Below are 12,685 nucleotides of genomic sequence, written 5' to 3' on the forward strand. Positions count from 1 at the left end.
GTTAGCGAAACGTATAACTTTTCAATAAAAGAAAAACGCAAAAATGCGTGGATCCTTCGTCATCAGGGACTGACGGCGCGGTTGCCTCCCCATATACTGTCAAAAACAAGACGTTAACAGTAATTTCATTAATACAGACAGGGTAAGGGATGGACACGGCGGAATTTTTCGGGCAACTCGCGCAGCAACTGCTCCTCTCTGCGCCGCTCTTTTTACTGATTGCACTGGGGTATGGCTTAGGCCGCTTTGCCGGTTGGCCGGAGTCGGTCAACGAGGGGTTAAATCGCTTCTGCTTTAACGTGGCGATTCCTTGCATGTTGTTCAAAGTCATGAGTAAGTTTTATCAAAGTCCGCCGGTGGATATGCGGCTGCTGATCGCCTATTTCGGCAGTTGCTTGGTCATCTATGTTATTGGCCGCGTGCTGGCGAAAAATGTGTTCCACCTGGACGCAATTTCCGGCTCGGTGTTTGGCCTGGGCGGCATCTTTTCTAACAACGTCATGCTCGGTATTCCGGTGGCTGTCATCCTGCTTGGTCAGGCGAGTCTCGCGTCGGTCGCGCTGGTGCTGGTGTTTAACAGCCTGATTTTGTGGACGCTGGTGACCGTGTCTGTCGAGTGGGCGCAGAACGGCAGTTTCTCGGCACGTGGCATTGGCAAGACGCTGGTAAGCGTGCTGCGTAACCCGATCATTATTGGCATCTTCACCGGGTTTTTCTGGAGTTTTGCGCTGCACCGCCCGTTGCCGCAGTTTCTGGACAGCCCGGTCAGCATGGTGGCGCAGGTTGCCGCGCCGTTAACGCTGATCACCCTTGGCATGAGCCTCTCGCGCTATCAAATTCGCAAAGGCCTGCGTGAGAGCAGCGCCATTTGTCTGCTCAAACTGCTGTTGATGCCGGGGCTTATCTGGGCGGCGGCATACCTGTTGCATCTGCCGCGGGCGGAAAGTCAGGTGGTGGTGTTGCTGGGGTCGATGGCGGTGGGGGTAAACGTCTATCTGATGGCGCAAAAATTCCAGGTGCTGCAAGGCGCGACCGCGACCAGCATGCTGCTGTCCACTCTCCTTTCTACGGTAACGACGCCGCTGTTTATGATCCTGATGGGGCATTTTTATCCCGACTGGCCCTGAGGCCAGCCGGAACCGGTCAGACAATATCGTCAACCACGCCGCCGTCCACGCGCAGCGCCGCGCCGGAGGTGGCGGAAGCCTGTTGCGAGCAGACATACACCACCATATTTGCTACCTCTTCAACCGTGGCGGCGCGCTGGATAACCGAACTCGGGCGATGGGCCATCACAAACTCTTTCGCCAGCGTTTCCAGCGTTTTGCCGGTTTTTTCGATTTCCTCTTTCATCATCTCCGCAAAGCCGTCGGACATGGTTGGCCCCGGCAAGACGCTGTTGACGGTCACGCCGCTGCCGGCGACAAATTTTGCCAGCCCGCGTGCCAGCGACAGTTGCGCCGTCTTGGTCACGCCGTAGTGGATCATGTCCGCCGGGATATTGAGCGCCGATTCGGACGAGATAAATACCACGCGTCCCCACTGTTTTTTCACCATCGCCGGGAGTAACGCGCGGGAGAGGCGCACGCCAGACATCACATTGGTCTGCCAGTAATTTTCCCAGGTTTCATCGTCGGTAGCGTAAAAATCCTGCGGGCCGTAAATCCCGGCGTTATTCACGAGAATGTCCACGTCACCCGCCGCGTTGAGCAAGGCCTCCACGCCCTGTGCTGTGCCCAAATCGGCAATAGCCGTGTGCAATGTGGCGTCCGGTAGTTCTTTCTCCAGCGCGGCTTTTGCTTTACGGGTCGACGCGTCGCTTCGCCCGTTGAGGATCACCGTCGCGCCGCTTTCCGCCAGCCCTTTGGCAATCGCAAAACCAATGCCGCCCGTTGACGCCGTCACCAGCGCCACTTTCCCGCTGAGATCAATCTTCATCGTCTGCTCCTGATTTGAGGGATTTAACCTATGGATCAAGGCTAGCACCTGAGTGAGCACGCGCATTGCCAATTGTTGCCTGATTACGCGTGCGCACTGGCTTATGCAATTTGCAGCATTGCTTTTCTGGTTTTATTGCTTCCCTCGTTTTCACTGCTCTAACAGAATGGAATTCACACAATATATTTGGCAGTTATTTTCTTTTTCAGGGGACAGACCACAATATGAATAAATACGGCGTATTCTCCATTCTCCTCGCAATAAGTGGCGTGCAACAGGTTAATGCCGCTGAACAGAGCGTTCCGGCGCAAACCACGTTTACTATTGCGGCAGATGCGTCGCTAAAAGCGAAATTACCGCAGGAGGTCATCCAGCGCGGTTATATTATTGCGGGCACCAACCCAAATACGCCGCCAACAACGTTTTATCAGGAAGATAATAAAACGCTGGCCGGGCGCGAAATCGATATTATGACCGCGGTTGCCGAACGCCTCGGCGTGAAAGTGCAGTGGCACGATACCGGCGGTTTCGACAATATTATTCCGGGGCTGAAATCCGGCCGCTACGATGTGGCGCTCGCCAACATTAATGCCACCCAAAAGCGCCTGGAACAGGTGGATTTCGTCAGCTATTACGATGCGTCCCGCCTTGGCATTATCTCCCGTCAGGATGCAAACATTCCCGCCTTTACCGAACTGACGCAGGTGTGCGGCAAAGAGATTGGCGCAGGTGCGGGCACCACGCAAATCAACCGTCTGAACGAAGGCAGCAAAGCGTGTGAAGCACAGGGTAAAGCGCCGATTAAAATCGCCGTCTTCCCGGACCGTCCGGCAGGTGTACAGGCGGTGGTCAGCGGGCGCGTACCGATGTTCTTTGGCCCCTATGAAGGCCTGACCTGGCAGGTCAGCAAAGTGAAACCGCTGACCATGAGCGGGCAAATCAGCGTTAACGATGCACCGGTATCTATCGCTTTCCCGAAAGGCTCCGGGCTGGAAGAGGCCGTACAGGCTGCCCTCAACTCCCTGATCAAAGATGGCTCTTACCAGAAGATCCTCGACCACTGGTCGATTGGTTTCGGCGCGGTAAAAGAGTCCAAACGTAACGAAGAGATTTTCTGATGGCGCACACCACTCCTTCACCCTCGCAGGACGCTTTGCGCATTGTCGGTAAACGCTACTACGGGCGCTGGTTCAGCGCCCTGTTCGTTTTACTGCTGCTGGCAGGCTTGCTGCATTCCATTTTCAACAACCCGCGTTTTGAGTGGGGCGTGGTGGCGCAAAGCTTCACCGAAGACTCCATCATCAGCGGCGTGGTGATGACCCTGCAACTGACCGCCATTTCCGTCGTGCTGGGCTTTGCGGGCGGCACCGTGCTGGCGTTGATGCGCCTGTCATCGAACCCGGTGCTGGTGGCGGTAAGTTGGGGATATACGTGGTTTTTCCGCGGCGTGCCGATGCTGGTGCAGCTTTTCCTCTGGTACAACGTGGCGGCGCTTTATCCAACCATCGCCATTAGCCTGCCGGGGCTGGGGGAGCTTTACAGTTCTCCGGCGAACGCGTTGATAAGCCCCTTTAGCGCAGCGGTGATCGCGCTGGTGATGCACCAGTCCGCCTATGCGGCGGAGATCATCCGTGCGGGCATCCAGAGCGTTGGGAATGGGCAACTGGAAGCTGCGCGGGCACTTGGCTATTCGCGCGGGCAGATTCTCCGCCATACCGTTTTACCGCAGGCGATGCGCGCTATCCTGCCGCCCGCCGGTAACGAGGTGATTGGTCAACTGAAGACCACGGCGGTGGTGTCGGTTATCTCATTACAGGATGTGCTCTACTCGGCGCAAATTATCTATCAACGCACCTATGAAGTGATCCCCCTGCTGCTGGTCGCCACGCTGTGGTACCTGCTGCTGACGTCCGTACTGTCGGTCGGGCAGTTCTATGTCGAACGCTACTTCTCCCGGGGTGTAAAGCGCGTTGAAGCCAAAGTCTGGTTTGCCCGCAGGCTGCCGGTGTATCTGTTTAACGCCAGGAGAGTGAGTAATGGCTGAGGCAATTGAATTACGCAATATCACCAAGCGTTTCTCCGGGCAGACGGTGGTCGATAGCGTCGATCTGGATGTGGATGCCGGGTCGGTCACGGTGATCCTCGGCCCATCGGGGTCGGGGAAATCGACGCTGCTGCGCTGCATTAACCACCTGGAAAAACTGGATGCCGGGACAATCCGCATTGGCGGCGAACTGGTGGGGTATGAGCAAAAAGGCCAGGCGCTGTTTGAAGTGAGCGACAGCAAAATCGCCCGCCAGCGCAGCCGTATCGGCATGGTGTTCCAGCAATTTAATCTCTTCCCGCACCGCACCGTGCTGCAAAACATTATCGATGCGCCCATCCGGGTGAAAAAGCAGCCCAGGGCGCAGGCGGTGGCGAAAGCACGCCTGCTTCTGCAACAGGTTGGGCTTTCCGGGCGGGAAGATGACTGGCCGCAGCAGCTCTCCGGCGGTCAGCAGCAGCGCGTGGCGATTGCCCGCGCGCTGGCGATGGATCCTGAAGTCATGCTGTTTGATGAACCGACCTCGGCGCTTGACCCGGAGCTGGTGGGGGAAGTGTTGCAGGTGATCAAAGCGCTGGCGCACTCCGGCATCACCATGGTGATCGTCACCCATGAAATCGGCTTTGCCCGCGAAGTGGCGGACAACATCGTATTTATGGAAGCGGGAAAAGTGATCGCCTCCGGTCCGGCGCGCCAGGTACTGGAAAATAACGCCAACGCTCGCGTCAGCCACTTTCTCTCCACGGTGCTTTAATATGCCGCCCGTGACGCACAGCTCCCACTGGGGAGCGTTTACTGCCACCCCGGCGGGGGATGAACTGCACATTACGCCCTTTGCTGGCGATCCCGATCCCAGCCCGTTGCTGGACAATTTTACCGATGTGCTGCGCCACCCGGCGCGCGTGACCAGGCCGATGGTACGCAAAGGCTGGCTGGAGCAGGGGCCAGGCCCGGACGCGCGGCGCGGGGCCGATGAGTACATTGCCATTAGCTGGGCGCAGGCGCTGGATCTGGCGGCAAACGAACTGCAACGCGTGGCGGATAGCTTTGGCCCGCAAGCGGTGTTTGGCGGTTCGTATGGCTGGTCCAGCGCCGGGCGCTTCCACCATGCGCAGAGCCAGGTGCACCGTTTTCTGAACACCACCATCGGCGGTTATGTTCGCTCGGTATGGTCATACAGTTCTGCGGCGGCCAGCGTGATCCTGCCGCACATTGCTGCCTCGCAGGATGAGATTTCCCGGCGCGGTGTGAGCTGGCGTGAGATTGCCGAACACAGCGAGATAGTGCTCTCTTTTGGCGGTCTGGCGCTGAAAAATTCCCAGGTCGCCAGCGGCGGCATGAGCGAACACACCGAGCGCGGGTATATGCGCCAGGCTGCCGAACGCGGCGCGCAATTTATCTCCATCAGCCCATTGCGCCATGACTTGCCGGATGAAGCCGCCGGGGAGTGGATACCGGTGCGCCCGGGTACTGATGCGGCATTAATGCTGGCGCTCTTGCACACCTTATGGCGACACGGGCTGAGTGATGAAGATTTTCTGGCGCGTTACTGCACCGGCTGGCCAACGCTGGTTGCCTCCCTCAATGGTACGCAGGATGGCACGGTGCGGGATGCCGCCTGGGCGGAAGCCATTTGCGGCGTGCCTGCCGCACACATTGTTGCGCTGGCGCAGCGCCTGCACGGTAAGCGCGTGGTGGTCACGGTCGCCCATTCGTTACAACGTGCGCAGCACGGCGAGCAGCCGGTGTGGCTGGGCATGGTGCTGGCCGCGGCGTTGGGGCAACCCGGTCTGCCCGGCGGCGGCTATGCCTATGCGCTGGGGGCGCTGGGTCACTACGGGAAAGCGTTTAACCGCGTCTCTTTCCCCTCGCTGCCGCAGGGCAACAATGGCGTTGACGAGTTTATTCCGGTCGCGCGTATCGCCGATATGCTGCTCAACCCTGGCGCGCCCTTTGATTTTAACGGCCAGCGCCGCCGCTATCCGCACATTAAGCTGGCGTGGTGGGCGGGCGGTAACCCCTTCCATCATCACCAGGATCTGGCGCGGTTGCGCCACGCGTTTTGTCAACTGGATACGCTGATTGTCCACGAACACAGCCTGACGGCGACCGCGCGTCATGCGGATCTGATCTTACCCGCCACCATGACGCTGGAGCGCGAAGACGTGGGCGGCGCGCCAACGGACAGACACCTGTTCGCCATGCACCCGGTGGCTGAACCGTGGGGCGACGCGCGGGATGATTTTGCTATTTTCCGGGATATTGCCGCCCGATTGGGGCGTGAAGAGGCGTTTACCGAAGGGCGTACGGTGCGTGAGTGGTTACAACATCTGTACGGGCAGATGCAGGAAAAACTGGCGCAGGAAGGGGTGAAAACACCCGATTTCGACCGCTTCTGGCAGCAGGGCGTGTTGACGCTGCCGCAGGTGGACGATGGCGGGCGCATGATGCGCCGTTTTCGTGATGATCCCGATGCGCACCCCTTACCGACGCCGGATGGCAAAATCCAGATCTATTCGGCGACCATCGCCAGTTTCAACTATGCTGATTGCCCCGGTCACCCGGTGTGGCTGACGCCGGACGAACAACCCGACGCGCAGCATCCGCTGTGGCTGATTGCCAATCAACCCGCCACCCGCCTGCACAGTCAGCTCGACTACGGGCGACACAGTGCACGGCATAAACAGCAGGGTAAAGAGGTGTGCATGATGCATCCGACCGACGCCGCTGCGCGCGGTATTACCGAAGGGGCGATGATTATGTTGCATAACCTGCGCGGTGCCGTGCTGGCGGCGGTGACTTTGTCGGAGAACATCATGCCCGGCGTGGTGCAACTGCCGACCGGTGCCTGGTACGATCCGGTGGACCCGCTGGCTGCGCGTCCACTGTGTCGTCATGGTAACCCCAACGTTCTGACGCGCGACATCGGTACCTCTTCGCTGGGGCAAGGGTGCAGCGGGCAGATCACTGTCGTTCAGGTGTCTCTGTTTACCGGCGATGTCGGCGAGGTGCAGGCTTTTGTGCCCCTAAACCAGCAAGAGCGCCTGTAGGGTACGCAGCGCCTGGGCGCTCTCCAGACGGGTCAGCGTAAGCCAGCCATTGCGGGTGGCGTCATCCGCTTGTGGCAGGCAGCGGTGTAGTTTCTCCGCTAAATCCACGCCTTTTGCCAGCAGCATCTGGCGTGTGGCTTCGGTTTCCAGTATCACTCCGGCGCGGGTGGTTACGCGAAGGCGATGAAAACGCGCAGCTGGGTTGAGCGCGTCCGGCGGCGCGTTGTGATCCGGCGTACGCACGACGCGTGCCGCCAGCGCGGCGGTAGCCGGTTTGACATTGCCGGGGGCGAAACTGCTCAACGGCAAATCATTGTCCAGTAAGCATTCGGCGATCACATATTCAAGGCTGAAACGGGCTTCAACGCCATTGGTCGGGGTATGAATAAATGCCGCCACATCGCCGCCGGGCGGAAACGCCACCTCAATCCGCTCCACATCGTGGTGTAACTGCGCAATGGAAAACCCTGCCGCCAGCCATTTCTCACGTAGCGTCAGTGCCGCCAGCGCAGCGCCGTGGGTGCCGCTACAGGTCGGCCAGGGCTTAAACTCCAGCCCTGGTGTAACAATGCGCCACGGCGCGCCCCAGCATTCAGTGAGCAACGCCGGGCGGGCAGTCGTGGGGCTATAAGCGGCGAGAAAACTCTCCAGCGCGCCGGTTGTTTGCGCGCTGACGCCATGCTGCGTCAGTTGTACGGCGGTGACCGCCGCCCGTGCCGCCAGCCCGGCATGCAGCGGTTTGATATCCGAACCGAACTGCACGCGTAATCCGGCAGCCTGAGTGGCGGCAATGGCGAGGATATTCGCGGTTTGCGCAGGATCCGCCTTCACCAGACGGGCGCAGGCCGCCGCTGCTGCCAGCACGCCGAGGGTGCTGGTGTTGTGAAAGCCCTGCACATAATGACCGCTGCCGACCGCCAGACCCAGGCGGCCTGCCATTTCCACACCCAGCGCAAAGGCATCGAGAAACTGCGTCGGTTCAATGATGGCGCTCTCTGCCGACAGCGCCAGCAACGCCGGGAGGATGACCGTCCCGACATGCCCGCGAAAATCCGGGTGAAAATCATCGAAATCCAGCGCATGTCCGCTGTAGCCAAGACGCAGCGCGCGAGACTGCGCGTCCTGCCCCGGCCAGATTTGGCGCAATGACGCTAAGGTAGCGTCAGGTAATGCGCCGTTCACCACCGGCAAGGCGACGGCGAAAAAGTCGAGCACACCGCGCCGCGCCTGTTCACGGGCGGCGTCATCCGGCTGCGTGTCGACAATCAGCCGGGCGACAGCCTGGGTGATATCGCTCATGCCGTCGCCTTTTTCAGCGCTTCTACCGCCAGCGTCGCCAGCCACTGTGCGGTGGGGAACAGCGCGGCGTCATCCACGCGGAACTGGGGATGGTGCAGGGCATACGGGCCGCCGGAGCCAATCATGATAAACGCGCCGGGCAGACGTTGCTGGTAAAACGCGAAGTCTTCGCCAATCGGATTCGCGGCGATACGGCGGGCGTCAAAACCTGCCTCCTGACCAGTTTCCAGCGCCAGCGAGACCCACTCTTCGCTGTTCACCACCGACGGCGGGCCGGGCTGCCAGTCAAGCGTGATGCGCGCGTTAAACGCGGCGGCCAGCCCTGTCAGCACATCACGCATGCGCTGCTCAATCTGTTCACGCACCGTCTGGCTAAAGGTACGCACGGTGCCTTCCAGCCAGGCGCTATCCGGGATCACGTTCCACGTGCTGCCGCTGTGCACCTGAGTCAGGGAGAGCACGGCGTTTTCATCGGACGGGACGTTACGGCTGATCAGGGTTTGCAGGGTAGAGATCAGTTGCCCGGCGATCACCACCGGATCGTTGCCTTCATGCGGGCGCGCAGCATGGCTGCCGGTGCCGGTGATATCAATGCGGAAGCGGTCAACGCCCGCAGTCAGCGCGCCGGCTTTACTGCCCATAACGCCCACCGGTAGCGCCGGATCGTTATGGATGCCAAAAATCGCCGTTGCCCCCTCCAGCGCGCCTGCGGCAATCACCGCCGGTGCGCCTTGTCCGGTCTCTTCCGCGGGTTGAAACAGAATGCGCACGCGTCCGGGCAGGCTGCTTTCCTGCTGTTTGAGCAAAATCGCTGCGCCCAGCGCCGAGGCGCTGTGGAAATCATGGCCGCAGGCATGCATCACGCCGGGGTGCTCTGAGCTGAACGGCACGCCGGATTTTTCATCAATCGGCAGTGCGTCGATATCCGCGCGCAGGACGATCAACGGGCCCGGTTGTTGCCCGCCCAGTTCAACGACCAGCCCGGTCGGCAAGTCTAACGGCAGAATGCGTATCTGGTAGGTTTCCAACGCGGCACGAAGACGGGCGGTGGTGGCGAACTCCTGGTTAGAGAGTTCAGGGAAACGATGCAGTTCATGGCGAAAGTCGGTCAGCCAGGCCGGTAATTCAGCGATGTCGGTCATAGCGTTACTCATCAGGGTGAACGACGCGCCAGCCACGCGGTGTGGTTAGCGTCATCAAGGATTTTTTTCATAAACAGGGTGATATGGCCTTTGCCCAGATCCGCCTCATGCGAAGGCACAAAGCCATACTGCTGGTAAAAGGGGATCAGCCACGGGTGACTGATGGCGGTGCCAAGCGACACCGCAGGCGCGCGCAACACACCGCGCAGAATATGGGTCTCCACCCAGTCGTAGATTTGCCGCCCGCGCTGCTCCCCGCGATGGCGCGGATGCGCGCCAAACCAGCCGATATGCGGCAGGCCAAACGGCCCCGGCAGCGGCCCCCACGGGTAGCGCAGCGTAATGGAGGCGGCTAACGCATCATCGACAAACAGCCCCCAGACACCGTGCTGTTGCAGGTGTTGCGTCACCTGCGCGGCGGTGGTGGTGGCGGCATCAAAATGAATGCCCATCTCACGCACCTGCGCGTAGGCTTCCAGCATCAGCGTCAGATAGATATCGCGGTCGGCGGCGGTCAGCTGGCGATAGTGCTCGCTCATACCCTCTCCAGCAACTGCGAGTCATCTGCGGCGCGCAAGACATCACCGACTTTTTCGACCGCGCTGCCTAAATAGCGCGCCGGATCCAGCCAGCTGTCGAGATCGGCGCCGCTGATTGCACCGGCGATTTCCGGTTGTTCCGCCAGCACGCTTTTAAAATCGCGTCCGCTTTCAAATGCCGTCATCGCGCAGGTGTACACCAGGTGGTGCGCCGTCTGTTTCCCGAGGGTTTTCCCGGCTTCAAACATCACCCGCTCCGACAGCAGCAGCCCGGCCTGGATATCCAGATTGGCGCGCATTTTTTCGCTATTCACCGTCAGGCCGTTAAGGATCCCCTGTGCGTTTTGCAGTTGCGCAGAGAGATAGAGACAGATTTCCGGGAGCGCCAGCCACTCTGCGCGCCAGCTCATGGCATCGCGCTCGTGTTCAACATGCATTGACTCAAAAATCAGACCGGCGCTGTGGCGCACGGGCGCAGTCAGGCTTGCCAGCCCTTCAATCGCGGCAGGGTTACGCTTGTGCGGCATGGTGGTGGAACCGATTTTCCCGGCGCTGAAGGGCTCTTCCACTTCGCCGATTTCGGTCCGCATCAGGTTGTAGAGTTCGTTGCCGATTTTGCCGAGCGAACCGCTGATCAGCACCGCCAGCGAGGCGAATTCGCTCAAGCGATCGCGTGCGGATTGCCAGCCAATCGTCGGGCAGGCCAGCCCGAGCAGCGCCAGTGCGCGACGCTCCACCTCCGGCCCCTGATCGCCCAGCGCCGCATTGGTGCCGATAGCGCCGTTGATGTTGCCCGTCAGTACGCGCGGACTGATTTCGTTGATACGCGTCAGATGGCGCAAAAACTCATCCAGCCAGACGGCGACCTTAAACCCAAAGGTCGTGGGCAACGCCTGCATGCCGTGAGTACGGCCGACCATCAGTGTGTGCTGGTGGCGTTCGGCAAGCTGGCGCAGGGCGCGGGCGACGCCAACGGTATCGCGGCGGATAATGCCTAGTGCATCGCGCAGTTGCAAAATGGTGGCCGTATCGACGATATCCTGCGTGGTGGCGCCGTAGTGCAGGTATTCCCCCGCCGGGCCGCACTGCTGTTGCAGCGCCGTCAGCGTGGGCATAAAAGAGTGCTTCATTTGCGCGGCGAGTTGGGCGATATCGCTCAGTTGCAGCGCCTGCGGTTGCGCGCGGTCGGCAATCTCCTGTGCGGCCTTCGGCGGAATGACGCCCAGTTCACCTTGCGCACGCGCCAGCGCCACTTCCACGGCGGCCTGCTGGCGCAGGCGGTTTTCTTCCGACCAGATGGCGCGCATTTCCGGTGTGGCGAAGTTATTGCCGATAATCAGAAAGTCGATGGGATGCGATGACATGTTATGTGCCTGTCGTAAATTAAAAAAAGATGCCGGTTAACTTTATTTTCTGTTCAGCATCTTCATTCATGAATATACCGGCGGCAAGGCATTTGTCGCCTTATCTAATATTCTTCTATCGATATGAAAATACAGAAAATAGGAAAGATTGTTTTTTGTTTTTATTTTTGTAGCATGAGCTGATAATGCGATTTAATTAATTAAATGGACAATTCAATGCTTGCGATAAAAACGCCGCAAACCTGGTTCCACCAGTCAGGTATTCGTCATGACGCAGGGAAATATATTTCACCGCTGTCACAGCATATTTTAATTATTACCAGTGCGCAGGCCTGGGCACGAGTGAACCCGGCCCTGGAAAGCAGTTTGCGCGCCAGCGGCGTGAAATGGCAGACCGAGATCATGACCGGCTATTGTACCGACGAGCGGGTGGCGCATTACGCCCAGCGCGCACGAAAACTGGGGGTGCAGTGGATTGTTGGCGTCGGCGGCGGTCGCGTACTGGATACCGCGAAAGCCGTAGCGGATGCGCTTGACGGCGGTGAGTCGGTCACCATCCCGACGGTCGCCTCTACCTGCGCGGCCTGGTCGCCGCTGTCGGTGTTTTATACTGAAGAAGGCGGGCAAATCCGCAGTCAACCGTTGAAAACATTGCCGCGACTGGTACTGGTGGACAGTGAAATTATTGCACAGAGCGACGTGCGTTATTTAAAAGCGGGTATCGTGGATGCGCTGGCGAAATGGTACGAATTCCGTCCCTATTTACGACATTCGCCGGATAACCTGGCGTTGCAGTTAAAAGTGCAGACCGCCCGACTGGCCGTGGATATTTACGAAAAACACGGTGCGCAGGCGGTACAGGATAATAAAGCGCAGGTTGTCAGCGAGGCGTTAATCAATGTTATTGATGCCAATATTGCGATTGCCGGGTTGGCCAACAGCATTCGCGGCGAGATCCCCACACCAGGCGTCGCACACGCTATTCATAACCGGTTAACCTACGAACCGGCGCTGCGTGACTGGCTGCATGGCGAGCGGGTAGGTTACAGCTTGCTGGTGCAGTCGTTCCTCGAAGGCGACGGTGAAACACCGGACGCCGCGCTGCTGAGTTTACTGCGTCAGTACGAGATGCCGCTGACGCTGGCGCCGCTGAAAGAGATCCGCCTGGCGGTGATCCAGGCGGTGGCGCGCAGTATCAATTTTCCTCGCGCGGCGGCGGAGCATTTACCGTTTTCGCTGGAGCCCGCACGCATTGAACGAGCGCTACGCCTGACGGAGCAATTTTTTACACCCCGCTATGCGGTATAGC

Annotated in this window: 11 protein-coding genes; 6 read left to right on the forward strand and 5 right to left on the reverse strand. The window is 59.4% G+C overall.

Annotated elements, in window-relative coordinates:
* The first annotated feature begins 149 nt into the window (after positions 1-149).
* The gene (locus ABGA49_RS08005) at positions 150-1,127 is read left to right on the forward strand and encodes an AEC family transporter (protein ID WP_347665404.1); all 978 of its coding nucleotides are present in this window, start codon (positions 150-152) and stop codon (positions 1,125-1,127) included.
* A gap of 16 nt (positions 1,128-1,143) precedes the next feature.
* Here the strand turns inward: ABGA49_RS08005 and ABGA49_RS08010 are convergent, their stop codons facing one another.
* Positions 1,144-1,938, reverse strand: a complete 795-nt coding sequence (locus tag ABGA49_RS08010) for an SDR family oxidoreductase (RefSeq protein ID WP_088238331.1) — start codon at positions 1,936-1,938, stop codon at positions 1,144-1,146.
* Between the two features lie 224 nt (positions 1,939-2,162).
* On the opposite strand from ABGA49_RS08010, the gene ABGA49_RS08015 reads away from it, so the two are divergent.
* From ABGA49_RS08015 to ABGA49_RS08030, 4 genes are read left to right on the forward strand one after another with little or no spacing between them, the layout of a single operon-like run.
* Positions 2,163-3,056, forward strand: a complete 894-nt coding sequence (locus ABGA49_RS08015) for an ABC transporter substrate-binding protein (protein ID WP_061492737.1) — start codon at positions 2,163-2,165, stop codon at positions 3,054-3,056.
* Complete coding sequence (locus ABGA49_RS08020) at positions 3,056-3,982, forward strand: amino acid ABC transporter permease (RefSeq protein WP_061492739.1); 927 nt, start codon at positions 3,056-3,058, stop codon at positions 3,980-3,982. Before ABGA49_RS08015 ends, ABGA49_RS08020 begins: the two co-directional genes overlap by 1 nt.
* The gene (locus tag ABGA49_RS08025) at positions 3,975-4,736 is read left to right on the forward strand and encodes an amino acid ABC transporter ATP-binding protein (RefSeq protein ID WP_061492741.1); all 762 of its coding nucleotides are present in this window, start codon (positions 3,975-3,977) and stop codon (positions 4,734-4,736) included. Before ABGA49_RS08020 ends, ABGA49_RS08025 begins: the two co-directional genes overlap by 8 nt.
* A gap of 1 nt (position 4,737) precedes the next feature.
* Positions 4,738-7,032 (forward strand): molybdopterin-dependent oxidoreductase, encoded by a 2,295-nt coding sequence (locus ABGA49_RS08030; protein ID WP_347665405.1) that lies wholly within the window; start codon positions 4,738-4,740, stop codon positions 7,030-7,032.
* Here ABGA49_RS08030 and ABGA49_RS08035 read toward each other — a convergent pair.
* From ABGA49_RS08035 to purB, 4 genes are read right to left on the reverse strand one after another with little or no spacing between them, the layout of a single operon-like run.
* Positions 7,009-8,331 (reverse strand): MmgE/PrpD family protein, encoded by a 1,323-nt coding sequence (locus tag ABGA49_RS08035; protein WP_088238334.1) that lies wholly within the window; start codon positions 8,329-8,331, stop codon positions 7,009-7,011. The two genes, ABGA49_RS08030 and ABGA49_RS08035, sit on opposite strands and share 24 nt — an antisense overlap.
* Positions 8,328-9,473, reverse strand: a complete 1,146-nt coding sequence (locus ABGA49_RS08040) for an amidohydrolase (protein ID WP_061492748.1) — start codon at positions 9,471-9,473, stop codon at positions 8,328-8,330. The genes ABGA49_RS08035 and ABGA49_RS08040 overlap by 4 nt, the downstream gene beginning before the upstream one ends.
* A gap of 11 nt (positions 9,474-9,484) precedes the next feature.
* Positions 9,485-10,012, reverse strand: coding sequence for a GNAT family N-acetyltransferase (locus ABGA49_RS08045; protein WP_061492750.1), 528 nt, complete (start codon positions 10,010-10,012; stop codon positions 9,485-9,487).
* Positions 10,009-11,376 (reverse strand): adenylosuccinate lyase, encoded by a 1,368-nt coding sequence (gene purB / locus ABGA49_RS08050; RefSeq protein WP_061492752.1) that lies wholly within the window; start codon positions 11,374-11,376, stop codon positions 10,009-10,011. The genes ABGA49_RS08045 and purB overlap by 4 nt, the downstream gene beginning before the upstream one ends.
* Positions 11,377-11,592: 216 nt before the next feature.
* Here purB and ABGA49_RS08055 point away from each other — a divergent pair, with 216 nt between their 5' ends.
* Positions 11,593-12,684, forward strand: coding sequence for an iron-containing alcohol dehydrogenase family protein (locus ABGA49_RS08055; protein ID WP_061492754.1), 1,092 nt, complete (start codon positions 11,593-11,595; stop codon positions 12,682-12,684).
* Position 12,685: the final 1 nt, after the last annotated feature.

Source organism: Kosakonia sp. WA-90 (assembly GCF_039871955.1).
GTDB lineage: Bacteria > Pseudomonadota > Gammaproteobacteria > Enterobacterales > Enterobacteriaceae > Kosakonia > Kosakonia oryzendophytica.

Excerpts from the sequence above, each read along its gene's own strand:
- ABGA49_RS08040 (WP_061492748.1), bottom strand. The coding sequence starts at position 9,473 with ATGACCGACATCGCTGAATTACCGGCCTGGCTGACCGACTTTCGCCAT.
- purB (WP_061492752.1), bottom strand. The coding sequence starts at position 11,376 with ATGTCATCGCATCCCATCGACTTTCTGATTATCGGCAATAACTTCGCC.
- ABGA49_RS08055 (WP_061492754.1), top strand. The coding sequence starts at position 11,593 with ATGCTTGCGATAAAAACGCCGCAAACCTGGTTCCACCAGTCAGGTATT.
- ABGA49_RS08045 (WP_061492750.1), bottom strand. The coding sequence starts at position 10,012 with ATGAGCGAGCACTATCGCCAGCTGACCGCCGCCGACCGCGATATCTAT.
- ABGA49_RS08025 (WP_061492741.1), top strand. The coding sequence starts at position 3,975 with ATGGCTGAGGCAATTGAATTACGCAATATCACCAAGCGTTTCTCCGGG.
- ABGA49_RS08030 (WP_347665405.1), top strand. The coding sequence starts at position 4,738 with ATGCCGCCCGTGACGCACAGCTCCCACTGGGGAGCGTTTACTGCCACC.
- ABGA49_RS08015 (WP_061492737.1), top strand. The coding sequence starts at position 2,163 with ATGAATAAATACGGCGTATTCTCCATTCTCCTCGCAATAAGTGGCGTG.
- ABGA49_RS08005 (WP_347665404.1), top strand. The coding sequence starts at position 150 with ATGGACACGGCGGAATTTTTCGGGCAACTCGCGCAGCAACTGCTCCTC.
- ABGA49_RS08010 (WP_088238331.1), bottom strand. The coding sequence starts at position 1,938 with ATGAAGATTGATCTCAGCGGGAAAGTGGCGCTGGTGACGGCGTCAACG.
- ABGA49_RS08020 (WP_061492739.1), top strand. The coding sequence starts at position 3,056 with ATGGCGCACACCACTCCTTCACCCTCGCAGGACGCTTTGCGCATTGTC.
- ABGA49_RS08035 (WP_088238334.1), bottom strand. The coding sequence starts at position 8,331 with ATGAGCGATATCACCCAGGCTGTCGCCCGGCTGATTGTCGACACGCAG.